Consider the following 22,177-nt stretch of genomic DNA (forward strand, 5'->3'; position numbering starts at 1 on the left):
GCTCATGCCGGCGGGGGCGTCTTTCATGCTGCGTCGCCGGATACCGGGATCACTCCCCCGGCGCCCAGCCATTGACGATGGGATAGCGACGGTCGCGCCCGAAGCCACGCACCGTCACCCGCACGCCCACCGGCGCCTGACGCCGCTTGTACTCGGAGCGGTCGACCAGCTTCACGACCTTGTAGACATCCTCGCTGGCGAAACCGGCATCGATGATCGCCTCGGCGCTCATGTCGCCCTCGATGTAGCGCTCGAGGATCGCGTCCAGTTCGTCATAGGCAGGCAGCGAATCGCTATCCGCCTGGTCCGGGGCCAGCTCGGCGGAGGGCGGACGCGTGATGACGCGCTCGGGAATGGCCGGTGCCTGGGCATTGCGCCATTTGGCCAGACGGTACACCCATGTCTTGTAGACATCCTTGAGCGCATTGTAGCCGCCCACCATGTCGCCATAGAGCGTGGCATAACCCACGGCCATCTCGCTCTTGTTGCCGGTGCTCAGCACCATCAGTCCTTTCTTGTTGGAGAGCGCCATCAACAGCACGCCGCGACAACGCGACTGCAGGTTTTCCTCGGTGGTATCGCGCTCGGTTCCGGCGAAGCTCTCGCGCAGCGTATCGGTGAAGGCCTCCACCATCGGCGCGATCGGCATGACCTCGTAATGCACCCCGAGCAGCTCGGCCTGCGCCGCCGCATCCGCCTTGGAGATATCCGCCGTGTAGTGATAGGGCATCATCACCGCCTGGACACGCTCGGGCCCCAGGGCGTCGACCGCGATGGCCAGCGACAGTGCCGAGTCGATACCGCCGGAAAGTCCCAGCACCACGCCCTGAAAGCGATTCTTGTTGACGTAATCGCGCAGCCCGGTGACCAGCGCGCAATAGAGACTCTCCTCCGAGCTCAACAGCGGCTCGCACTCACCCGCCTCGGGTTGCCAGGCACCCGAGGCGTCGGTGAAGCGTACCGGCATCAGGCCCACTTCCCAGAACGGCGCACGTACCGCGACCTGGCCGCTGGCGTCGAGCACCAGGGAGCCTCCGTCGAAGACCAGCTCGTCCTGGCCGCCGACCTGGTTGAGATAGACCACGGGGCGCGTCACCGCCCGAGCACGCTCGGCGAACAGGCGCTCCCGTTCCAGCGGCTTGTCGCGGTGATAGGGCGAGGCATTGAGCGTGACCACGATATCGGCACCGGCATCGACGCTCTGGGCCACCGGCCCGCCGTCCCACAGGTCCTCGCAGATCAACACGCCGAGCCTGGCGCCACGGTGTTCGATGACCAGCGGCGACGCGCCCGGCGCGAAATACCGCTGTTCGTCGAACACCTGGTAATTGGGCAGTGCCTGCTTGGCATACTCGCCGAGCCATTCACCGTCGTACAGCACGCCGGCGAGATTGTGTAGCCGCCCATCGCGCTTGCCCGGATAGCCGATGATCACCATCACGTCGCGCGCCACCTTGCGCGCCATCTGCTCGCGGGCCTGCTCGAGCCGCGACTCCATCGACTCGCGGAACAACAGGTCTTCCGGGGGATAGCCGGTCAGAAACAGTTCAGGGAAGACCACCACGTCGGCACGGTGTTCGATGCGCGCTTCGCGCACGGCTTCAATGGCCTGCGCGGTATTGCCGGGGATATCGCCCACCAGCGGGTCGAGCTGGGCCATCACCAGAGTCAGGTCTTGCATGAGCGAAAAGCGCCTCTCTCATTGCGATTGGCAGGGAGTCAGGCCGTGTTAACGACCGCATATCGGCATTGTCACGCAAGGCCGGCCCGCTGGCAAAAAGTGCCGCCGTCAGGTGCCCAGTCGATAAGGGGCAGGGTCGACGACCGGTGTGCGTTGCAGCAACTGATCGGCCAGCAGGCGCGTCGACGCCGGCGCCAGCACCAGGCCATTGCGATAGTGTCCGGCATTGACCCAAAGGCCCTCGACGCCCGGTACCGCACCGATGCGGGGCACCCCATCCGGCGAGCCGGGGCGCAACCCCGCCCAGTGATGTTCCACCGAGCAGTCGGCCAGCCCCGGCACGATGGACAGCGCGCTGTCATAGAGCGAGCCCTTGGCGGCCTCGGTGGTACGCTTGTCGAATCCTACCTCTTCGAGCGTGGAACCGGCGACGACACGCCCATCGCCCCGGGGAATCACATAGCGACCATCTTTCAACACCACGCGCTCGACCAGCCCCGGCGGCGCCTTGAACAGGATCATCTGCCCGCGCACCGGGCGCACGGGCAGCGCCACATCGACGCTCGCCAGCAGCTGGCTGGCCCAGGCACCGCCACATACCACCACGCATTCGGCCGTTTCGTGTCCCGCCGAGGTGCGCACCCCCTGGATGCGTCCCGCCGATGCCACCAGTTCCTCGACATCGACGTGCTCGCGCAGCGCCACGTTGGGCATCGCCTGCAAGCGGGCACGCAACGCGCGACACAGGCGCGGATTGCGGATGCTGCCCAGGGTCGGCATCCACAGAGCCGACTCGACGCCCGGCGCGGCATTGGGCTCCTTGGCGTAGATCGTCTCCGGCCCGACCCGCTGCAGGGGCTTGCCTTCCTGGCGCGCCCAGTCGAGCGCCCGCTCTTCATCGTCGACACGCAGGTACAAGAGCCCCCGCTGGCGGTATTCGGGGTCGATGCCGGTTTCCTCCAGCAGGCGCAGCGACAACTCGGGGTAGGCCCCTTCGGAATAACGCGACAACGTGGAAATCGGCGCGCTGTAGCGCCAGGGATACAACGGGGAGACGATGCCACCGCCGGCCCAGGAGGCCTCACGGCCGCACTCGCCGCGCTCGAGCAGGGTGACGCGGCGGCCGGCATCGGCGAGTTGCAGGGCCGTCATCATGCCGATGACGCCGCCCCCGACGATCAAGAATTCACTCACAGGGACACTCGTTCTTGGCTGGCGAAACCCGCAATCTATCATGCGACGCTCAGCAAGGCAGCGCCTGCCATTGCTTGACTCTCAATGTGTCACCAGCATTTTTCTGGCTGTTTTTGCCCGGTATCGTACAACTTCAGCACGCCACATTGATCCCCGCTTTGGCTATTGATACGTGTGGCCTTCAGCAGAAACCCGTCCCCCTTATTTTTATCGGGATTAGGTAGGGACTCGAATTTGTACACCCTCTCAGGGTCTTTTGCGCCTGTCATCGACTCCGGCAATGTGGCATCGGTATCGTAAATACTGTTTTGCGTGTACTGACGCTCCATCCAGTACGCCAGCTGCATCAGCGTGGCCTGGGCATCGGCCCGCTGCGCCTTGCGCACATGCTCGGTGTACGCGGGAATGGCGATCGCCGCCAGGATGCCGATGATGACCATGACGATCATCAGCTCGATCAGGGTAAAACCGCGGGTTCGACGCATCGAACAGCCTCCAGTGATGGCGAAAACATGACGCTCAACGCATGATCGCACGCCACGCGGCCCGCGACGCCGCCGGACGGACCACCTGCGTAGCGTCGTTATCGGCATCCTGCGCATCAGCTTGAGCCAGTGCCTGGGCCGTCTTGCGCGCAACATCCAGCGTCACGCGGCGCGTGAGCACCGCATGCGTCACCGCGCGTTGCCCCCACGCGAAGGCCGTCACGCCGAATACCACCCGGCACGAGGGCCCCGACTCGGGGCACCGGCTTTCCAGCACGGCGATCGTGACTCGCGGCGGCTCGCTGACCCCCGCCGGTAGCGGGGCACCGCTATCGCCATATGCCAGCCCATCGCGTCGCCAGCGCTCGGCCGACCACTGCACGGCACGTTGCGTACGCTCGGCCAGGCAGTCACGTGCCGTGCATTCTCCCGCCGCGTCGGGCAGCGTGACGGCCGCATGGCGCAACCGCCACTCGCCTTCCTCGAGTGCGGCCTCCGCGGCCTGGAACGCCACTTGGCGGTCCATGAGATTACGCGCCATGCGCTCCTGCAATACCGCCCCTTGCAGCCCGGAAACGGCCAGCGCCGTCATCGCCATCAGCAGGACGAGCGCGATGACCAGCGTCATCCCGCGCTGCGACAGCGGCACGACGGTGCTCATGACGCCCCCTCCTCGTGCGGGTGCAAGGCGTTGCGAAGCGCCACCGCCGTGGTATAGACGCGATACAGGCGGTGATCCGGTGCCGTCACTCTCTCGCCGTCGAAGACATAGGAGGACGCTGTGTCGACGAGTCCATCCTGCGGCGAGGCCACGAGCAACTCGGCGCTGACACCCGTCACCTTCGTCCAGTCGTTCACCTGGGCAGCGCGTCGCCAGCCATCCGCCACGAAGTAACGCAGCGCCAGATCCACGACGAGCGCGTCCAGAGGCTGGGGCGGGGTGTCGTCCACCGCACAGGTCAGCCCGCCGTCTTCGCGCAAGGCAAACCGGGCGCGCGACGCGTCGCCACGCCCAAGCCTTGCGCCCAGGCAATCCTGCATGGTGCCGTCGGCGCTGCCATAGTAGCGGACTTGTATGCTGTCGTTGCTGCCCGTCACGCTGGCCTTCGCGGCAAAATGAGCGGTCGCGGGGAACGCCTCTGTCAGCCCACGTGGTGCATAGCCTGCCTTGCGCAGTTCCCGGGTCAGCACATCGGTGACGAACCGGCCGCTTTCCTGCATCTGGGCCAGTTGCGTCTGCATGCGGTACTGATGCTGATAGGCAAGGAACAGATCGACGACACCGACCAGTACCAGCATGCCGATGGCCAGGCTCACCATCAGCTCGACCAGCGACACGCCATGCTGACGGCGACCGCCGCCCGACGACCCTCGCTCAGAGACGCGTTTGCAGGCGGTACTCACGCGTATCGTCGTCCTGCTCCCATGTATCGCGATGCGCATGCCACATGATCCGTACCGTTGCCGTCGCCACCTCTTCATCGCCCGCCACCGCGATGCAGCCTTGCGCCTGCGGCAAGACGAGGCGAAGCCCCGCCAGCCAGGTGCGTACCTGCTGCGAGGCGGCCTTCGCAGGCGTATCGCTGCACGGCAAGTCGTACTTTCCGGCGACCGCGCCCCGGCGATCGATACGCAAGCGCTCGAGCATGGCCGCGGCGCGCTGTACCGCCTGGGATTCGTTATCGGCTCGGCGCTGGGCCTGCAATGCCTGAGCCTGAGTGGCCGCCAGCCCCAGCATGCCGAACGACAGAATGAACAGCGTGACCAGGACTTCGATCAGGCTGAAGCCATGCCATGCGCGCGGAAGCCTGCGTGCCCTTTGCGTTCGTTCCATGCCCGTTGCCCGATTGATGGATGCCTTTTTCAAATATATAAGTAAAGTCTTAACAATAGTAGGGCACCCGATGAACGGCATGCAACGCGGCATGACATTACTCGAACTGCTCGTGCTCATCGTCATCCTTGGCTTGCTGACCACCCAGGGCATGCCCGCGATGGGGAAACTGCTACGCGAGCAGCGCCTGCAGGCTGCCAGCCACGCGCTCTACCAGGCCCTGTATTACACCCGTAGCGAAGCCATACGCCAGGGCGTGCCGGTCATGCTGGTGAGTGAAGAAAACGGATGGGAGCAGGGCTGGCGCGTGTTCGCCGATCGCGACGACGATGGTCGACAAGGGCCCTCGGAGCCGACCTTGCGTGCCGGCGGCGGGCTCGCGAACGGGCTGCGGCTACGCGCCAATCAGCCCTTGCGACGCTACGTGCGCTACGCGCCAAACGGTTATTCGCTGCGCGCTTCGGGCAGCTTCCAGATCGGCAGTTTCTACCTGTGCACGGCGACGGCCACGACACCCGCGCGCCGCATCGTGTTGAGCCGTGGCGGACGCGTACGCATTGAACGACTCCCGGAAGGCGATGCCGCCTGTGCGCGCTGATTCAGTCATCGGCGCCATACGAGAGCCCCTCCAGCGTCCAGTCGCCACCGCCGACGCCACCATCCGTACCGCCATCCCCGGTGCCCACGCTCGACTCCATCAGTGCCTCGTCGTAATGGATGTCGCCGCTGCCGGACACCTCGACGCGCCGACCTTTCACGGCGCCGAAAAGTGCCCCGCTCCCGCCGACATTGACGGTGCTGTACGGCGCGAAAATGGTGCCCTTGAAGGTGGAACTGCCGCTGATATTGACGCCGGCATTCCAGCCGCTGGCGCCACCATCGTCATAGGTCGAGTAAATGGACAGAACCGGATTGCCCTCGTCATCGGTCGGGCTGTCGGAGGCGACATCGAGGCCGCTTGGGAGATTGAAACGCCCCGAGGTGACGATCTTCAGCGAACTGCCCTCGGCGACACTGAACGAAGCGCCGCCGCCTATATCGATACCGCCCTTGACGTAGAGCGTCATATCGCCGCCATCGACGATGAAGTTGGCACTGCCGCCCAGCGAGAAGCTATCCAGCACCAGTACATTGGTGGGCTCGGGAAAAACGCCAGCGACCGTAACGTCGCGTGTAACCCGGTAGCGTTCGGGGTTGGGTACACTGTTGTTATTACGATCGGACGGCACCTGAAGACCATTAGGCGTCAAGGTATACGTCTGATTGCCGCCGCCGATCGCCAGCCTCCCCGACGAGGCATAGGGCGAGAGAGCATCGGCCAGCTCGCCGATGGTCGCGCCTTCCCGTGTCGTGAAGGCATCGCAGCTCGATGTCGCCACCGTCCCCACGCCAGGGGACGCTCGCTCGATGCTTCCGCCCACCTGCTCGGTCACGTCGCGATTACTCGTCGTGCGCACGACCGGCGCAGTGGCGCTGCCCTCGATGCGCGAACTCCAGTTGCCGGTGACGATTTCCGTGTTCGCCGCGACATCCCCCTGTATGCGGCCACTACTGGTCAAGCGCACCGCCTGGCGAGAAGCGACATTGCCCAAAATGCTGGAACCGCCCCCGCTGATGACGACATCGCCATTGGCCTGGATGTCGCCATGGATCGACGCCGACCCACTGGCCGTGACGTTACCCGTGGCACGCACCCGGCCGTAGATCGGCGACGATCCGCTGAGCGTCACGTTGCCGTTTTCGTCGGCATTCGTCGACACCAGCCCCTGCGTTCCATCGCGGTTGTACTCGCCTCCGCCCAGGTTGGCACCATAGCGCCCCTTGCGAGAATCGTAGCTGTCGATCCGACCGCTGCCGCTGAGGGACACCCCCTCGCAGCCGAGCAGGACCTCACGGTAGGCACCGCCGGCCTCATCGCCGCCTCCGACATTGAACTCGGCCTGGAAACTCGAAAAGCCGACATTCTGATCATTGCCGTCGACCCAGTTGCTTCCCGAGAAAGTGACTCGAACTGTGTCCTCGTCGAGCTTTTCGACGCTTTCAACCATGGGACGAGTGTACTGGCTCGGCGAGAGAGCACTGCGATCTCTCCACGGTGTCGTGGACATGTCATCCACGCCTGGCTTCCAGGTAGTGCCATTCTCCGCATTGGGCATCAGTTGATCATTCACGTACTGCCGTATGTCACGTGCCCATTGCATATCGCCGCGCAAGAGATGCAGAAATGCCTCGTCGGCCCCTAATTGGGCATCGCTGGTCCGCAGGTAATGCCCTGCTTGGCGCTCCTGGTAACGGCCCAGTGACATGCCAGCCACGACCATGCCCGTGGCGATGGTCAGAAGCGCGAGACCGATGACGAGCACGAAGCCGTTTTCTCTAGGATGCATCCGCGCCTCCCTCGGACTGACCCGTGTAGCGTGAGCTCAAGTGATAGCGCAATGTCCTGACGGTACAGTTCTGAAGATCGCGGCAAGGGGCATAGTTCAGTGTGACCCGCACACAGGGAGTCGTAGCGGCACTGCAGATCCCCGAGGTGTCGAATGCGACGCTTGTCACGCCTGGCGTGGCAAGCGTCAAAATCTGACTGCCATTGCAATCGAGCGACGTCACCCCCTGGCTGGAATCGACACTCCATGTCCAGTTCGAATCGCCGCTTTTGCGACATCCGGCAGGCGTAGCACTCACCGGTAACGCGAACGGCGTGACCGTCAACGCCGCGCCTTCTTCGGTCACCTCGATATCTCTGGCCATGGCCACCGCACGCGACATTGATTGATGCACGAAAAGCAGGTCGTTTTGCAGTGTGTTAATCGTGTCCCGCTGCTCGCGAAGACCGCTTATAGCCTGGTATGCCGACACAGTACCCACGAGGATGATCAAACCTAGAAACATGCTGATCATCATTTCGATCAGCGTGAAGCCTCGTTGGCGATGTTGGTGATTCATCCTATCCCCCCTTGCATGGCAGGAAGGCCACCAAATGTACGTGCGGGGAAGCATCCTCTTCACTATTCGGCTCTTCACGCCCCTGCCAAGTGACCTTGAGGTCATAAAGGCCATTATTGCCGGTCTCTCCTCCACTTCCATCGGGAGAGGGAAGACCGCCCACCTGGGCGACATCCTTCTGCCACTGACTCAAAAGGGTCTTACAAGCCTCATCCTGCTGCGCCCAGGCACGCTCGTTCATGTCCCGGACCATGATGGTGGCGATTGTCGTATCGAGACTTTCACGAGCGGCCTGCAAGGAGGTGAGCTGCATCGCGGCGAGCCCCAGCATGCCGATGGAGAGAATGGTCAGCGCCACCAGCACTTCGATCAGACCGAAGCCGCGCTGGGCATGGGGCGAAGACTGCAGCGGCGGTGCCATCATGAGCCACACCCCGCGCCCGGCTCGGCGACATAGGCCCGTCCGGTCACCTCCAGGCACACCTGGCGTGAGGTGCCGTCCGGCAATGCCGCATGGCTGAGGCGCCACTCGGTGCCACCACCGGGATATCCAAGTTCATCGAAGCTTACGCTGGCAGGTGGCGAGGGGTTATCAGCGATGTCGAGTCGCGGGGGTAACGCTTGATGAACGACGATCGTATCCTTTTTGTCATCATCGGAAGCGGCCTGCAACAGCCAGCCCTGCGTCCATCCCTTGCCCCCGCATGACGCGCCATCAGCGCTCGCACACAGCGTGACATCGGCCTCGCGCATGATGGCCTCGCCGCGCGCCAGACGCAGCGCCGCCACCAGTTCATTGCTCGCCGAAACCAATTGCTGGCGATATTGCAGGCGCTGAAAGCTGGGCAGCGTCATGCTCGCCAGGATCGCGAAGATCACCAGTACGATAAGCAGTTCGAGAAGGGAGAAGCCGCGCACGTTCGGAACGCGGCGAATGCGGCAAGCAAGATGCGGCACGTACGGCTTCCTGATGGTTGGAACGGAGTATCGCGCACGCGGCAGGGAGAGAGGCCCCAAGCGCCCCTCCAATGTAGCGTATTTTGCAACCAATTGTAACGCACGCCGCGACACGCCCGAGCTCGCATCGGGCGTCTCGCGCGGGATCACTCGCTGGCGATGACGCGCTCGCGCAGCTCCTGGGGCATGGAGAAGGTGATGTTTTCCGCTTGTCCGGCAAGCTCGTCGGGTGCCTCGGCGCCCAGTGACTGGAGTCGCTCGATGACCGCCTGCACGAGTACCTCCGGCGCGCTGGCGCCGGCCGTGATGCCGATGGCGCTCACGTCGGTCAGCCATTCGGGACGGATCTGCTCGGCGTTATCGATCAGGTATGCCGGTGTGCCGGTGCGCTCGGCCAATTCACGCAAGCGATTGGAGTTGGAACTGTTGGGGCTGCCCACCACCAGCACCAGATCGCTCTCGCTGGCCAGCCCGCGCACCGCGTCCTGACGATTCTGGGTGGCATAGCAGATGTCATCCTTGCGCGGCCCGTCGATCTGCGGAAACTTGGCGCGCAGGGCATCGATGACCCGCGAGGTGTCATCCATGGAGAGCGTGGTCTGGGTGACGAACGCCAACCGGTCGGGGCCGTTGACCTCGAGGTTCTCCACATCCGCCTCGTCCTCGACCAGATAGATCTGCCCGCCGAACGAGGTATCGTAGCGGCCCATGGTGCCTTCGACCTCGGGATGGCCGGCATGCCCGATGAGCACGCATTCCTGGCCCCGCTTGGCGTAGCGCAGGACTTCCATGTGCACCTTGGTGACCAGCGGACAGGTGGCGTCGAAGATGCGCAGGCCACGCCGCTCGGCTTCCTGCTGCACCGCGCGCGAGACCCCGTGGGCGGAGAAGATGACGATCACGTCATCGGGCACTTCATGCAGCTCCTCGACGAACACCGCCCCGCGCTCGCGCAGGCTGTCCACCACGAAGCGGTTGTGCACGACTTCATGACGTACGTAGATGGGCGGCCCGAAGACGTCGAGCGCACGATTGACGATCTCGATGGCGCGGTCGACGCCAGCGCAGAAACCGCGTGGATTGGCCAGCTTGATTTGCATGCTTACCTTGCCTCGATGCACGGCGGCATCGTGTCGATGGGCGACGGACGCCCGTCAAAGCTTAATGGGTCGTGGCCGGGCGGACATCGATCACTTCCACCTCGAAGATCAGGGTACGCCCCGCCAGCGGGTGATTGAAGTCCACATCGACATGACGCTCGTCGATGTCGGCGATCACGCCGGGCAACTCGCCGCCCCCGGGATCGGTGAAGGACATCACCGTCCCCACCTCGAGTTCGTCCTCGAACTGGTCGCGCGGCAGACGCTGCACGTTCTGGGGATTGTGCTGACCGAAGCCGTGCTCCGGCGTGATGGTGAAACGACCGCTCTCGCCCCCGGTCATCCCCTTGAGCGGCGCCTCGAAGCCCGGCGGCAGATTGCCGTCGCCGACCTGGAACGTCGCGGCCTCTTTCTCGCGGGTGGAATCGATCACCGTGTCATCTTCCAGCTTGACGGTGAAATGCAGGGTCACTTCCATCCCGTCGTCGATACGGTAGTCACTCATGAGGCGTCTCTTTTTGCGTCGTGTTTCGCCGGTCATCGCGCAGGGATGCCAGAATCAGGCCCATGGCCCCCAAGGTGATGGCGGTGTCCGCCAAGTTAAAGGCGGGAAAGTAATAGTCTTGCCAGTGGAACGACAGAAAGTCGACCACATAGCCGTGCACCAGACGGTCATACAGGTTGCCCAGCGCTCCGCCGATGACCAGCACGATGGCAATGGCCGAGAGCCGCTCATGCGCCTTGAGACGCGTCAGCCACACGGTCAGGCCGATGCTCACACCGATGGCGATGGCCGCGAACAGCCACCGTTGCCAACCGGCATGCTCGGCCAGGAAACTGAACGCCGCGCCGGTATTGTGCAAGAGGGTCAAGTTGAACACCGGCAGTACCTCGACCGGCTGGCCGTACACCAGGTAGGCGCTGGCCACGAACTTGCTGCCCAGATCGAGGACGACGACCAGCAAGGCCAGCCACAGCCAGCGCAGCGGACGGCGCATGGCAGGTGCTGCCGCGATTTTTTCAGACGTTGAAGCGTCGTTCATGCGGGCCTCTCATGGCTAGGCCGGCCCGGGGCCGGCGACGAAACGGTAGATGCGGGCCCCATGCCCCCGGGCCTCGCATCATCCCGGGCTGGTATCGGTATCATGCCCAGCCTTGCATCATGCATAGTGACGCGTTTCGCCGGGCCCTTCGGGCAAGTTGCTCAGGCACCGGCCGCACAGGTTCGGATCGGCGGCATGCGTGCCCACGTCCGCGCGATGATGCCAGCAACGCTCGCACTTGGCATGCGGGCTGGCCACGACGGCCACCTTGAGCCCTTCGAGCTCGCTGGCCTCGGCCTGCGCGCTGCCGGCGTCCTCCAGCGATGCCAGGTGCACCTCGCTGGTGAGCAGCACGAAACGCAACTCCTCGCCGAGCTGCGTCAGGGTCTCGCGCAGGCTGTCGTCTGCGTATAGCGTCACCTCGGCGGCCAGGCTGTTGCGCACTACCTTGGCATTGCGGGCGTCTTCCAGGCACTTGTTGACCGCCTGCTTGACCGTCAGCACCCGCGACCAGAACTCACGCCCCATGGCGGCATTCGCCTCCAGCGTCGCCAGGTGCGGATAGTATTCTTCCAGCAGCACGCTGTCGCCACGCGTTCCCGGGATGACCTCGTAGATTTCCTCGGCGGTGAAGGACAGGATCGGGGCGACCCAGCGTACCAACGCCTCGACCACGTGATAGAGCGCCGTCTGGCAGCTGCGCCGCGCGCGGGAATCGGCCTGGGTGGTGTACTGACGATCCTTGATGACATCCAGGTAGAAACCGCCCAGCTCGTGGGCGCAGAAATCGTGCACCTGCTGGTAGACATCGCGGAACCGATACTCCGCGTAGGCGCCCTGGATACGGGCTTGCAACTGCGCCGCGCGATCCACCACCCACTGGTCCAGCGCCAGCATGTCCTCGAAGGCCACGGCATCGCGCTCGGGAGCGAAGCCGTTGAGATTGGCCAGCAGGAAGCGCGAGGTGTTGCGAATGCGCCGGTAGACGTCGGCGGTACGCTTGAGGATCTCGTCGGAGACCGCCATTTCGCCGGAGTAATCGGTGGACGCGACCCACAGGCGCAGGATATCGGCGCCCAGCTTGTCCATCACCTGCTGAGGCGCGATGACGTTGCCCATCGACTTGGACATCTTGCGTCCCTTTTCGTCGACGGTGAAACCGTGCGTCAGCAGCGCCTTGTAGGGCGCATGGCCGTCGATGGCGCATCCGGTCAGCAGCGACGAATGGAACCAGCCGCGATGCTGGTCGGAGCCTTCGAGATACAGGTCGGCACGCGGCCCCTGGTCGTGTCCCATCGGGTGCGAGCCACGCATCACATGGCGGTGCGTGGTACCGGAATCGAACCAGACATCCAGCGTATCGGTGACCTTGTCGTACTGGTCGGCCTCGTCGCCCAGCAACTCGCGGGCGTCGAGACGAAACCAGGCATCGATGCCCTCGGCTTCGACGCGCCTGGCGACATCTTCCATCAGCTCGACGGTACGCGGATGCCACTCCCCGGTCTGCTTGTGCAGGAAGAACGGGATCGGCACCCCCCAGTTACGCTGGCGCGAGATGCACCAGTCGGGACGATTGGCGATCATCGAATGCAGGCGCGCCTTGCCCCAAGCGGGGATGAACTGGGTCGCCTCGACGCCATCCAGCGCACGCTGGCGCAGGGTACGTCCCTGGTCGTCCTCGCGGTCCATGCCCACGAACCATTGCGCCGTGGCACGGTAGATGACCGGCGTCTTGTGGCGCCAGCAGTGCATGTAGCTGTGCGTGATCGGCGTATGCGCCATCAGCGCGTTGACCTCGCGCAGCGTGTCGACGATGTGGGGGTTGGCCTTCCAGATCATCTGCCCGCCGAACAACGGCAGGTCGTCGCGGTATACGCCATTGCCCTGCACGGGGTTGAGCATGTCGTCGAAGCTCATGCCGTGCTCGCGGCAGGTCATGAAGTCATCCAGGCCGTAGGACGGCGCCGAGTGGACGATCCCCGTGCTGCCTTCCTCCACGGTCACGTAATCGGCGAGGTAGACCGGGGCCACGCGCTCGTAGAACGGGTGGCGGAAGGTGATGAACTCCAGCGACGCGCCCGCCGCGGTGGCCACGACATCGCCCTCGAGACCGTAGCGCGTCAGGCAGCTTTCGACCAGTTCCTCGGCAAGCACCAGCAGTCGCTCGCCGGTATCCACCAGGGCATAGGTGAAGTCGGGGTGCACGTTCAGCGCCTGGTTGGCGGGAATGGTCCACGGCGTGGTGGTCCAGATCACGATGGCCGCCGGCTTGTCGAGAGAGGCCAGGCCGAACGCCGACGCCAGCGCCTCGGGCTCGGCGGCAGCGAAGGCGACATCGATGGCATCGGACTTCTTGTCGGCATATTCGACTTCCGCCTCGGCCAGGGCCGAGCCGCAGTCGAAGCACCAGTTGACCGGCTTCAGGCCCTTGAAGACATAGCCGCCCTCGACCATCTTGGCCAGGGCGCGAATCTCGCCGGCCTCGTTGGCGAAATCCATGGTGCGGTAGGGATTCTCCCAGTCGCCGACCACGCCCAGACGCACGAAATCGGTCTTCTGCCCCTCGATCTGGGCACCCGCGTACTCGCGACACAGTCCCCGCGCCTCGTCCGCCTCGAGGTGCTTGCCATGGGTGGTTTCCACCTTGTGTTCGATGGGCAGCCCATGGCAGTCCCAGCCGGGCACGTAGGGCGCGTCATACCCTGCCAGCGACTTCGACTTGACGACGATGTCCTTGAGAATCTTGTTGACGGCGTGGCCGATATGAATGCTGCCGTTGGCATAGGGAGGGCCGTCGTGCAGGACGAAGACCTCGCGGCCGGCACGGGCGTCGCGTAGCCGCTGATACAGGTTCATGTCCTGCCATTGCGACACCCGCCCCGGCTCACGCTTGGGCAGCATGCCGCGCATGGGGAAATCGGTTTCGGGCAGATTCAGTGTGTGCTTGTAATCGCTCATAGCGGAAGGTCAGCCATCGTCTTGGGCGGCCGGACCAGCGCCGGCCGAGGAGTCGGAAGTCGAAGGCTCGGGCGCCAGGGGCGCCGAGGCCAGCGGAAGTGTCCAGCCAGTCGAGTGACACGGTAACCCGAGTGCGGCAGCGTCGAGCGGCGTCGCCGTCCGAAAATAGTGCCGCGCCTGCGCCAGATCGGCGTGAATCTGGCGTGTCAGGGCATCCAGCCCCGCGAAATTGACCTCGCCACGCAGCCGCGCGCAAGGCACGACCGTCAGGCGCTGGCCATAGAGGTCGCCATCGAAGTCGAACAGATGGACCTCCAGCACCGGCCGCGTGCTGCCGACCGTCGGTCGCCATCCGATGTTGGCCGCGCCCGTCAGCTCGCGACCATCCGGCAAGCGCGTGACGCAGGCATAGATACCACGCAGGGCCAGAGGACGCGCCGCCAGGGGCAGGTTGGCGGTCGGCACGCCGATGGTGCGCCCCAGTTGCCGGTCCGCGACCACGCGCCCCGTCAGTTGATACGGACGCCCCAGCATCCGCGCGGCCTGGGCAAAATTGCCACTGGCCAGCAGCGTGCGCACGCGGGTGCTCGATACCCGCTCGTCGTCGAGCACGAAGGTGCGGGTGTGCTCGACCCCGAACCCGCGGCGCTCGCCCACCCGCTGCAGCAGCGCGAAATCTCCCGCCCGGTCGCAGCCGAAGCGGAAGTCATCCCCCACGACCAGGTGCTTGACGCCCAGGCCCTGGATCAGCACGCGCTCGATGAACTCATCGGCGGTCAAGCGCCTCAAGGCTGCATTGAAAGGCAGGCACAGGATGCGATCGGCACCATGTGCGGCGAGCAGCTCGACCTTGTCACGCAAGCGGCTCAGGCGAGGCGGCGCCTGCTGACCGGCGAAATACTCACGCGGCTGGGGCTCGAACACCACCACCGCCACCGGCAGCCCCAGCGCCCTGGCGCGACTCTTGAGCTGATCGAGGATCGCCTGATGGCCACGATGCACGCCGTCGAAGTTGCCGATCGTCGCCACGCAAGGGCCCGCCTCGCGCAGATTGTGCAGTCCTCTGATCAGTTCCATGTGCCGTTCATATGCCGGTAAAACGTCCGATTATAACCAAGGGGGCCACGGCTGACAGCCATGCCCGCCCCGCTCTTAGCCACGCAGGCGGAAATGCCTGAGCCGCACGCCGCATAGCGCCAGCCACCCAAAATAGACCACCGCGCCGCCCAGGGTCAGCCCCAGCAAGGTCGCGGCTCGCTGCCAAACGCCCCAGTCGAGCCAGACATGCCACTCGGGGGCCAGCCACCACAGGCCGCCCCCCATGACCACGCAGCCACCGCCGAGCGTCAGTGCGTAGCGGCCCCAGCCCGGTTGGAATTGCAACACGCCGCGCCGCTTGAGCCCCCAGCCCAGCAAACCGGCGTTGAAGCACGCCGAGAGTGCCGTGGCCAGCGCCAGGCCGGCATGCGCCAACGGCCAGATCAGCAACAGATTGAAGACCATGTTGGCGAGCATGGCGAAAACACCGATCTTGACCGGCGTCTTGGTATCCTGGCGGGCGAAATAGCCGGGCGCCAGCACCTTGATGAGCATGAAGGGCAGCAGCCCCAGCGCATAGGCTCGCAAGCTGCGCGCCGCCATCACGATGTCGTGGTCGGTCATCGCCCCGTAATGAAACAGGCTCACCAGCAATGGCTCGGCCAGCAGTATCAGGGCCAGGCCCGCGGGCAACCCGATCAACAGCACCGCGCGCAGCGCCCAGTCGAGCATCTTCGCGAAATGCTCAGGCGACTGCTCGGCGTGCCGCTTGGAGAGCGCCGGCAGGATCACCGTGCCCAGGGCCACGCCAAACACCCCCAGCGGCAACTCCACCAGGCGATCCGAGTAGTACAGCCAGGACACGCTGCCCGACGCCAGCAGCGATGCCAGCACGGTATCCAGCAGCAGGTTGATCTGCGAGACCGAGACCGCAAACAGCGCCGGCGCCATCAGTGTCAGGATGCGGCGCACCCCGGGGTGGCGAAAGTTCGGCCACGGCCTCGGCATCAGTCCCAGCCGTGCCAGGAACGGTACCTGGAAGCCCAACTGGACGACCCCGGCGATCAGCACACCCCAGGCCAGGGCCATCGAGGGGTCCTGCATCCAGGGCGTCAGTCCCAGAGCGGCCCCGATCAGCGACAGATTGAGCAGCACCGGCGTGAACGCCGGGACGGCGAACCGGTTCCAGGTGTTGAGCACGCTGCCGGCAAAGGCGGTGAGCGAAATCAACCACAGATAGGGGAATGTCAGGCGCAGCATGTCGGCGGTCAACGCCAGCTTGCCGGGATCGGCGCTGAATCCCGGCGCGAACAGCCACACCAGCCACGGCGCGATCAGCATCGCCACGGCGCTGATCAGCGCCAGCACCACGCCGAGACTGCCCGCCACCGCGTCGAGCAGCTCGCGCACCTCTTCACGGGTTCGCTGAGTGGCATATTCGGACAGCACCGGAATGAACGCCTGGTTGAAGGCGCCCTCGGCGAACAGGCGGCGCATGAAGTTGGGAATCTTGAAGGCGACGAAGAACGCATCGGCACCGCTCCCCGCACCGAACAGGGTCGCGATCACCACGTCGCGCGCCAGCCCCAGCACGCGCGATAGCATGGTCATCGTGCTGACCACCAGCCCCGAGCGCAACAGACCGCCGCTCGCCGGCCCCGCCGACTCGCCGTCCTCAGGCGTCGCTTGCGATTGCCTAGCCGTCACCGTCCACCCCGCTGTCCGTTTGCCGGGTCGAGCCCGATCGTCACCTACAAAAAAACCGGCCGAAGCCGGTTTTTTCACGCGTTGCCGCCAGGTCCCGGCTTCAGGCAGCCAGGGCCTTGATTCGCTTGTTCAAACGGCTCTTGATGCGCGCTGCTTTCTTCTTGGAGATCGCGTCCTTGTCGGCAATGCGGTCGATGACCGGCTGGGCCGCCTTGAACTCGGTCATGGCCTGGGCATGATCGCCGCCCTGGATGGCCTTGATGACACGCTTGATATAGGTGCGCACCATGCTGCGTTGGCTGGCATTGTGCTGACGACGCTGCTCCGCCTGGCGGGCGCGTTTTTGGGCCTGTTTGGTGTTCGCCACCGTCTACTCCTTGGAGATGTTGACAGTCATGTTCTGTAAGAAATTGATTCGCGTGACGTTTTTAAGACCTCACGCGGATCGGCCATATCGGGACCGCCACTCGCGCAGCGCCCCATCAACGGGCCATGTCTGAGAGGATGCGGCATTCTAGCATGCTCCCCGCGACAACGGCTACAGGTCGCGCCTTTCGAGACATGCCCGCCGACCGCCGCTCACACGATGACCAGGTTGTCGCGATGAATGAGTTCCGGCGACTCCATGTACCCCAGCAGCTCCTCGATGCGCCGGCTGGGCTGCCCCATGATGCGCCGCGCTTCGTCGCTGCCGTAATTGACCAGCCCCTTGGCGATGCGCTGGCCTTGCTCGTCCACGCAGACCAGCATGTCGCCGCGCTTGAACTCGCCCTCGACACGACGCACGCCCACCGGCAGCAAGCTGGAGCCATGCTCGCGCAGCACCTTGACCGCGCCGGCATCCAGCACCAGGGTGCCGCGCACCTGAAGCTGCCCGGCCAGCCACCGCTTGCGGGCCGCCAGGGGAGCGTGATCGGGCATCAACAGCGTGCCCAGCGTCTCGCCTTGCATCAGCCGCGTGAGCACCTCCGACTGACGCCCGCTGGCGATCGCCGTCAGCGCGCCGGAGCGAGCGGCCAGACGCGCCGCACGGACCTTGGTCGCCATCCCGCCACGCCCCAGGGCACCGCCGTCACCGGCGACCGCGGCCAGCGCCGGGTCATCGGCACGCCCCTCGGCAATCAGGCGCGCCTCGGGGTCGTGACGAGGATCGGCGTCGAACAAGCCTTCCTGATCGGTCAGCAGGACGAGGGCATCCGCCTCGAGCAGATTGGCCACCAGCGCGCCCAGCGTATCGTTGTCGCCGAAGCGAATCTCGTCGGTGACCACGGTGTCGTTTTCATTGATCACCGGCACCACGCGCAGCGCCACCAGCGAGCGCAGCGCCGAACGCGCATTGAGATATCGCTTGCGGTTGGAAAGGTCGTCGTGGGTCAACAGGACCTGCGCACTGCGCAGGCCATGCCGCGCGAAATGTTCCTCGTAACACTGCGACAGGCCGGATTGCCCTACCGCCGCCGCCGCCTGCAATTCATGCACCGCCGAGGGACGCGTCACCCACCCCAGGCGCGCCATGCCCTCGGCCACGGCACCGGACGACACCAGCACGACCTCGATGCCCCGCGCATGCAGGGCGGCGATCTGATCGACCCATTCGCCGATGGCATCGGCATCGAGGCCACGCCCATCGTTGGTCAGCAACGCACTTCCGATCTTGACCACGACACGCCGCGCCCGACGCAGGGCATCGCGGCTTGCCGACTGCGATTCGCTCACCGGTTCACGTCTCCTTGCGGCCACATCACGGCGCGTACTCCACTTCGACGTCGTAATCGTCTTCGTCGAAATCGTCGTCATCGTCCTCGGCCGGCTTGCGCTTGCGGGACATGCGCGCCTCGGCACGCGCCACGGCTTCGTCTTCCATGCGTCGACGCATCTCGCGCTCATGCTCGAAGGCCGTCTCGTCTTCTGCTTCCAGTTGGCGCTGCTCCGTCAACCAGCGGTGCGCCGCCTGCACCAGGGCCTGGGTGCCATCGCCACTGATGGCGGAGATCTTGTAGACCGGCCCCGACCACGCCAGCCGCTCGACGATGTCGTCGACCGTCGACTGGCGCTCCTCCTCGGGGAGCAGGTCGAGCTTGTTGAGCACCAGCCAGCGCGGCCGTTCGGCCAGCGTGGCGGAAAACTGCTCGAGTTCATGCGCGATGGCACGCGCGCTGTCCACGGGGTCGCTCTCGTCGAACGGCGCCACATCGACCACGTGCAGCAGCAACCGTGTCCGGGTCAGGTGCTTGAGAAAGCGCAAGCCCAGGCCTGCGCCATCCGAGGCTCCCTCGATCAAGCCAGGCACGTCGGCCATCACGAAGTGCTCGTGGGTCCCCAGCTTGACCACGCCGAGATTGGGTACCAGCGTGGTGAAGGGGTAGTTGGCCACCTTGGGCTTGGCCGCCGAGACGGCACGAATCAGGGTCGACTTGCCGGCATTGGGCACACCCAGCAGGCCCACGTCGGCCATCACCTTCATTTCGAAGCGCAGGTTGCGACGCTCCCCCTCGGTGCCCGGCGTGGTCTTGCGCGGCGCCCGGTTGGTGGAGGACTTGAAATGGATGTTCCCCAGTCCACGGCGGCCCGCCTGGGCCACGAGCACGACCTGGCCGGCCTCGGTCACGTCGGCGATCACCTCGAGGGTGTCCTCGTCGATCACCGTGGTCCCCACCGGCACCTTGACGTGCAGGTCCTCGCCGTTGCGACCGCTCATCTGGCGCCCTTGTCCCGGCTGACCGTTGGGTGCCTTGTAGAAGCGCTGATACTTGAAGTCGATCAGCGTATTGAGGGATTCGTCACCGATCAGGTAGACGCTGCCGCCGTGCCCACCGTCGCCGCCGTCCGGCCCGCCCTTGGGAACGTACTTCTCGCGCCGGAAACTCAGGCAGCCATTGCCACCCTTGCCGGCCTCCACGATGATCGAGGCTTCGTCGACGAACTGCATGGACACTCTCCCGGCGGCCACGGCCGCCCAATACGAAAAGGCCCCGCCTGGGCGGGGCCTTTTCCTTCATCGTTCGCGGTGGTCTCAGGCGGAGACGACACTCACGAACTTGCGGTTTTTCGGACCCTTGGTCTCGAACTTGATCACGCCGTCGTTCAGAGCGAACAGGGTGTGATCCTTGCCGATGCCGACACCGCTGCCTGCGTGGAACTTGGTGCCACGCTGACGAACGATGATGTTGCCGGCGGTCGCCGCCTGGCCACCGAACAGCTTGACACCTAGGCGTTTGGATTCACTGTCGCGACCGTTACGAGAACTACCGGCAGCCTTTTTATGAGCCATTGCAAATACCTCGCGCTATCGGGGAATATCGCTTACGCGGAAATTCCGGTGATCTTAACTTCGGTGAACCACTGACGGTGGCCCTGACGACGCATCTGGTGCTTACGGCGACGGAACTTGATGATCTTCACCTTTTCGCCGCGCCCGTGGGAGACGACTTCCGCCGTCACCTTGGCACCTTCGACCAGCGGCGCGCCGACCTTGACGTCGTCGTCATCGGCGACCAGCAATACCTGGTCGAGTTCCAGGGTTTCACCCGTGGCCACTTCCAGCTTCTCGAGCTTCAGGGTCTGGCCTTCCTGAACGCGGTACTGCTTGCCACCGCTTTTGATAACTGCGTACATGTCACTCTCCAGCACTCATCGGGATTGCGCTCTTCATCGGCCTGCGGCGAGTGGCGCCCCTTCCGGCAGCCATCTGACAGGGAGCATGATGAGTCGAGCCGCGTATTATAGCGATACTCTCCAGTGCCCGGCAAGTGTCTTTCACGCCACGCGCGACGGCCCACGGCATGCGCCTTGACGCCCCACGGGGGGCCCCCTAGCATAGCCCGAGCCCAAGGCCGCAATGAGGCGGCCCAACCCCCTTATTGCGACAAGCCGACCCATGCAGCCTAACGCATCGCCCCTCCATGCGGCGGTCGCGGATGATTTCGCCGCCGTCGATCGCACCATCCTCGCCCAACTGGCTTCGCGAGTTCCGCTCGTCGAGACCATTGGCCGCTACATCATCGAAAGTGGCGGCAAACGGCTGCGTCCCCTCCTCGTGCTGCTGGCGGCGCGCTCGCTGAACTACCCCGGCGATCGCCACGTGACCCTGGCCACGCTGATCGAGTTCATGCATACCTCGACGCTGCTGCACGACGATGTCGTCGACGAATCGCATCTACGTCGCGGCAAGGCCACCGCCAACGACGCCTGGGGCAACGCGCCTTCGGTGCTGGTCGGCGACTTCCTGTATTCGCGCTCGTTTCAGATGATGGTCGAGGTCGGCTCGATGCGCGTGATGGAGATCCTCTCCGGCGCCACCTGCGTGATCGCCGAGGGCGAGGTGCTGCAGCTGACCAATATCGGCAACCCCGATATCGACGAGGCAGCCTACTTCGACACCATTCAGGGCAAGACAGCGATGCTCTTCGAGGCCGCCAGCCACAGCGGCGCGGTACTCGCCGAGGCGACCCCCGCCCAGGAAGAAGCGCTCAAGCTCTATGGGCGTTATCTCGGGCTGGCATTCCAGCTCGTCGACGACCTCCTCGACTATCAGGGCGACGCCGACGCCATGGGCAAGAACGTCGGCGACGACCTCGCCGAAGGCAAGCCCACGCTGCCGCTCATCCATGCCATGGCGAACGGCAACGCCGAGCAGGTCAGCGTCGTCCGCCAGGCCATTCGTCAGGGCGGGCTCGACCACCTCGACGAGGTACTGGCGATCGTGCACGACACCGGCGCGCTGGACTATACCCGGCGTCGCGCCGAGGAAATGGCCGACCGCGCCCTGGCGCAACTCGAACTGCTGCCCGAAAGCCGCTACCGCGACAGCATGGCCGCGCTCGCGCACCTCGCCGTCGAGCGCCAGACCTGACGCGGCACCGACGCAAAGGGGTTGCGCGCGCGCCGCGGATGCGTATAATGCAGCCCCGTCGAGTCGGCACCACCGACGCGAACGGAGTATAGCTCAGCTTGGTAGAGCGCTGCCTTCGGGAGGCAGAGGTCGTAGGTTCGAATCCTGCTACTCCGACCACGGAATTCTGAAAACGCCCACGTCATGGCCTCGGCCACGTGGGCGTTTTTGCGTTCGGCGACATGCACTGATCGCCATTTCCTTGACCTGGATTATCGAAACGTCGCGCTGCAGGCGTCACGGTGAGCGGGCAGGGACGCAAACGGCACAGGGAAGTGCCCTGAACAGGAGTGCCCCGAGCACGGGTGCCGGACTCGATAGTCTGGCACCATCCCCACCATAG

Annotated in this window: 23 protein-coding genes and 1 tRNA gene; 3 read left to right on the forward strand and 21 right to left on the reverse strand. The window is 64.8% G+C overall.

Features of this window, described 5'->3' with window-relative positions; genetic code table 11:
- Positions 1 to 49: 49 nt before the first annotated feature.
- The 6 genes from ABGX75_RS06510 to pilV (ABGX75_RS06535) form a co-directional block, all read right to left on the reverse strand.
- Positions 50 to 1,681 carry an NAD+ synthase gene (locus ABGX75_RS06510; protein ID WP_035415315.1) on the reverse strand — a complete coding sequence of 544 codons (1,632 nt, stop codon included), beginning with the start codon at positions 1,679 to 1,681 and terminating at the stop codon, positions 50 to 52.
- A gap of 108 nt (positions 1,682 to 1,789) precedes the next feature.
- A complete protein-coding gene (gene thiO / locus ABGX75_RS06515) occupies positions 1,790 to 2,875 on the reverse strand; it encodes a glycine oxidase ThiO (RefSeq protein ID WP_287125092.1) in 1,086 nt (361 codons plus the stop codon).
- A gap of 89 nt (positions 2,876 to 2,964) precedes the next feature.
- Positions 2,965 to 3,360, reverse strand: a complete 396-nt coding sequence (locus tag ABGX75_RS06520) for a type IV pilin protein (protein WP_011505801.1) — start codon at positions 3,358 to 3,360, stop codon at positions 2,965 to 2,967.
- A 34-nt stretch (positions 3,361 to 3,394) separates the two neighbouring features.
- A complete protein-coding gene (locus ABGX75_RS06525) occupies positions 3,395 to 4,021 on the reverse strand; it encodes a PilX N-terminal domain-containing pilus assembly protein (protein WP_287125093.1) in 627 nt (208 codons plus the stop codon).
- Entirely contained in the window at positions 4,018 to 4,764 is a 747-nt protein-coding gene (locus ABGX75_RS06530; RefSeq protein ID WP_179153625.1) for a PilW family protein, read from the reverse strand. Before ABGX75_RS06530 ends, ABGX75_RS06525 begins: the two co-directional genes overlap by 4 nt.
- On the reverse strand, positions 4,736 to 5,194 hold the full coding sequence (gene pilV / locus ABGX75_RS06535; RefSeq protein WP_287125094.1) for a type IV pilus modification protein PilV: 459 nt from the start codon (positions 5,192 to 5,194) through the stop codon (positions 4,736 to 4,738). The genes ABGX75_RS06530 and pilV (ABGX75_RS06535) overlap by 29 nt, the downstream gene beginning before the upstream one ends.
- Positions 5,195 to 5,285: 91 nt before the next feature.
- Here pilV (ABGX75_RS06535) and ABGX75_RS06540 point away from each other — a divergent pair, with 91 nt between their 5' ends.
- Positions 5,286 to 5,792, forward strand: a complete 507-nt coding sequence (locus ABGX75_RS06540) for a GspH/FimT family protein (protein WP_287125095.1) — start codon at positions 5,286 to 5,288, stop codon at positions 5,790 to 5,792.
- Position 5,793: 1 nt separating this feature from the next.
- Here the strand turns inward: ABGX75_RS06540 and ABGX75_RS06545 are convergent, their stop codons facing one another.
- From ABGX75_RS06545 to rplU, 15 genes are all read right to left on the reverse strand, one after another.
- Positions 5,794 to 7,581 carry a polymer-forming cytoskeletal protein gene (locus tag ABGX75_RS06545; RefSeq protein ID WP_287125096.1) on the reverse strand — a complete coding sequence of 596 codons (1,788 nt, stop codon included), beginning with the start codon at positions 7,579 to 7,581 and terminating at the stop codon, positions 5,794 to 5,796.
- Positions 7,571 to 8,140, reverse strand: a complete 570-nt coding sequence (locus ABGX75_RS06550) for a type II secretion system protein (RefSeq protein ID WP_179153628.1) — start codon at positions 8,138 to 8,140, stop codon at positions 7,571 to 7,573. Before ABGX75_RS06550 ends, ABGX75_RS06545 begins: the two co-directional genes overlap by 11 nt.
- A gap of 1 nt (position 8,141) precedes the next feature.
- Entirely contained in the window at positions 8,142 to 8,564 is a 423-nt protein-coding gene (gene pilV / locus ABGX75_RS06555; RefSeq protein ID WP_179153629.1) for a type IV pilus modification protein PilV, read from the reverse strand.
- Entirely contained in the window at positions 8,561 to 9,157 is a 597-nt protein-coding gene (locus tag ABGX75_RS06560; protein WP_347410918.1) for a GspH/FimT family pseudopilin, read from the reverse strand. Before ABGX75_RS06560 ends, pilV (ABGX75_RS06555) begins: the two co-directional genes overlap by 4 nt.
- An 86-nt stretch (positions 9,158 to 9,243) precedes the next feature.
- Positions 9,244 to 10,197, reverse strand: coding sequence for a 4-hydroxy-3-methylbut-2-enyl diphosphate reductase (gene ispH / locus ABGX75_RS06565; protein WP_287125097.1), 954 nt, complete (start codon positions 10,195 to 10,197; stop codon positions 9,244 to 9,246).
- Positions 10,198 to 10,258: 61 nt separating this feature from the next.
- Entirely contained in the window at positions 10,259 to 10,702 is a 444-nt protein-coding gene (gene fkpB / locus ABGX75_RS06570; RefSeq protein ID WP_011505791.1) for an FKBP-type peptidyl-prolyl cis-trans isomerase, read from the reverse strand.
- On the reverse strand, positions 10,695 to 11,240 hold the full coding sequence (gene lspA / locus ABGX75_RS06575; protein ID WP_011505790.1) for a signal peptidase II: 546 nt from the start codon (positions 11,238 to 11,240) through the stop codon (positions 10,695 to 10,697). Before lspA ends, fkpB begins: the two co-directional genes overlap by 8 nt.
- A gap of 117 nt (positions 11,241 to 11,357) precedes the next feature.
- Positions 11,358 to 14,198: an isoleucine--tRNA ligase gene (ileS, locus tag ABGX75_RS06580; protein ID WP_224114642.1), complete on the reverse strand. Its 2,841-nt coding sequence runs from the start codon at positions 14,196 to 14,198 to the stop codon at positions 11,358 to 11,360.
- A gap of 9 nt (positions 14,199 to 14,207) precedes the next feature.
- Entirely contained in the window at positions 14,208 to 15,275 is a 1,068-nt protein-coding gene (ribF, locus tag ABGX75_RS06585; RefSeq protein ID WP_011505788.1) for a bifunctional riboflavin kinase/FAD synthetase, read from the reverse strand.
- Between the two features lie 75 nt (positions 15,276 to 15,350).
- Positions 15,351 to 16,943, reverse strand: coding sequence for a murein biosynthesis integral membrane protein MurJ (gene murJ / locus ABGX75_RS06590; protein WP_035415336.1), 1,593 nt, complete (start codon positions 16,941 to 16,943; stop codon positions 15,351 to 15,353).
- A 100-nt stretch (positions 16,944 to 17,043) separates the two neighbouring features.
- Positions 17,044 to 17,310, reverse strand: a complete 267-nt coding sequence (gene rpsT, locus ABGX75_RS06595) for a 30S ribosomal protein S20 (RefSeq protein WP_011505786.1) — start codon at positions 17,308 to 17,310, stop codon at positions 17,044 to 17,046.
- A 212-nt stretch (positions 17,311 to 17,522) separates the two neighbouring features.
- Positions 17,523 to 18,659, reverse strand: a complete 1,137-nt coding sequence (gene proB / locus ABGX75_RS06600; RefSeq protein WP_224114640.1) for a glutamate 5-kinase — start codon at positions 18,657 to 18,659, stop codon at positions 17,523 to 17,525.
- Positions 18,660 to 18,684: 25 nt separating this feature from the next.
- Positions 18,685 to 19,872: an Obg family GTPase CgtA gene (gene cgtA, locus ABGX75_RS06605; RefSeq protein ID WP_035415338.1), complete on the reverse strand. Its 1,188-nt coding sequence runs from the start codon at positions 19,870 to 19,872 to the stop codon at positions 18,685 to 18,687.
- A gap of 84 nt (positions 19,873 to 19,956) precedes the next feature.
- Positions 19,957 to 20,214: a 50S ribosomal protein L27 gene (rpmA, locus tag ABGX75_RS06610; protein ID WP_011505783.1), complete on the reverse strand. Its 258-nt coding sequence runs from the start codon at positions 20,212 to 20,214 to the stop codon at positions 19,957 to 19,959.
- 32 nt (positions 20,215 to 20,246) lie between these two features.
- Positions 20,247 to 20,558 (reverse strand): 50S ribosomal protein L21, encoded by a 312-nt coding sequence (gene rplU / locus ABGX75_RS06615; RefSeq protein ID WP_011505782.1) that lies wholly within the window; start codon positions 20,556 to 20,558, stop codon positions 20,247 to 20,249.
- A gap of 262 nt (positions 20,559 to 20,820) precedes the next feature.
- Between rplU and ispB the strand changes: the two genes are divergently transcribed.
- Both ispB and ABGX75_RS06625 read left to right on the forward strand, forming a co-directional pair.
- Positions 20,821 to 21,795 carry an octaprenyl diphosphate synthase gene (ispB, locus tag ABGX75_RS06620; RefSeq protein ID WP_035415339.1) on the forward strand — a complete coding sequence of 325 codons (975 nt, stop codon included), beginning with the start codon at positions 20,821 to 20,823 and terminating at the stop codon, positions 21,793 to 21,795.
- Positions 21,796 to 21,877: 82 nt separating this feature from the next.
- Positions 21,878 to 21,954 (forward strand) — tRNA-Pro (locus tag ABGX75_RS06625).
- Positions 21,955 to 22,177 lie beyond the last annotated feature (223 nt).

The sequence above is a fragment of the Chromohalobacter sp. genome, from assembly GCF_039830575.1.
Classification (GTDB): Bacteria; Pseudomonadota; Gammaproteobacteria; order Pseudomonadales; family Halomonadaceae; genus Chromohalobacter; species Chromohalobacter israelensis.

What these genes read in the sequence shown, in the direction of transcription:
- ABGX75_RS06545 (WP_287125096.1), bottom strand. Translation starts at nt 7,581, where the DNA reads ATGCATCCTAGAGAAAACGGCTTCGTGCTCGTCATCGGTCTCGCGCTT.
- rpmA (WP_011505783.1), bottom strand. Translation starts at nt 20,214, where the DNA reads ATGGCTCATAAAAAGGCTGCCGGTAGTTCTCGTAACGGTCGCGACAGT.
- ABGX75_RS06520 (WP_011505801.1), bottom strand. Translation starts at nt 3,360, where the DNA reads ATGCGTCGAACCCGCGGTTTTACCCTGATCGAGCTGATGATCGTCATG.
- ispB (WP_035415339.1), top strand. Translation starts at nt 20,821, where the DNA reads ATGCAGCCTAACGCATCGCCCCTCCATGCGGCGGTCGCGGATGATTTC.
- ABGX75_RS06510 (WP_035415315.1), bottom strand. Translation starts at nt 1,681, where the DNA reads ATGCAAGACCTGACTCTGGTGATGGCCCAGCTCGACCCGCTGGTGGGC.
- lspA (WP_011505790.1), bottom strand. Translation starts at nt 11,240, where the DNA reads ATGAACGACGCTTCAACGTCTGAAAAAATCGCGGCAGCACCTGCCATG.
- ileS (WP_224114642.1), bottom strand. Translation starts at nt 14,198, where the DNA reads ATGAGCGATTACAAGCACACACTGAATCTGCCCGAAACCGATTTCCCC.
- fkpB (WP_011505791.1), bottom strand. Translation starts at nt 10,702, where the DNA reads ATGAGTGACTACCGTATCGACGACGGGATGGAAGTGACCCTGCATTTC.
- pilV (WP_287125094.1), bottom strand. Translation starts at nt 5,194, where the DNA reads ATGGAACGAACGCAAAGGGCACGCAGGCTTCCGCGCGCATGGCATGGC.
- ribF (WP_011505788.1), bottom strand. Translation starts at nt 15,275, where the DNA reads ATGGAACTGATCAGAGGACTGCACAATCTGCGCGAGGCGGGCCCTTGC.
- cgtA (WP_035415338.1), bottom strand. Translation starts at nt 19,872, where the DNA reads ATGCAGTTCGTCGACGAAGCCTCGATCATCGTGGAGGCCGGCAAGGGT.
- rplU (WP_011505782.1), bottom strand. Translation starts at nt 20,558, where the DNA reads ATGTACGCAGTTATCAAAAGCGGTGGCAAGCAGTACCGCGTTCAGGAA.
- ABGX75_RS06525 (WP_287125093.1), bottom strand. Translation starts at nt 4,021, where the DNA reads ATGAGCACCGTCGTGCCGCTGTCGCAGCGCGGGATGACGCTGGTCATC.
- ispH (WP_287125097.1), bottom strand. Translation starts at nt 10,197, where the DNA reads ATGCAAATCAAGCTGGCCAATCCACGCGGTTTCTGCGCTGGCGTCGAC.
- ABGX75_RS06540 (WP_287125095.1), top strand. Translation starts at nt 5,286, where the DNA reads ATGACATTACTCGAACTGCTCGTGCTCATCGTCATCCTTGGCTTGCTG.
- ABGX75_RS06550 (WP_179153628.1), bottom strand. Translation starts at nt 8,140, where the DNA reads ATGAATCACCAACATCGCCAACGAGGCTTCACGCTGATCGAAATGATG.
- pilV (WP_179153629.1), bottom strand. Translation starts at nt 8,564, where the DNA reads ATGATGGCACCGCCGCTGCAGTCTTCGCCCCATGCCCAGCGCGGCTTC.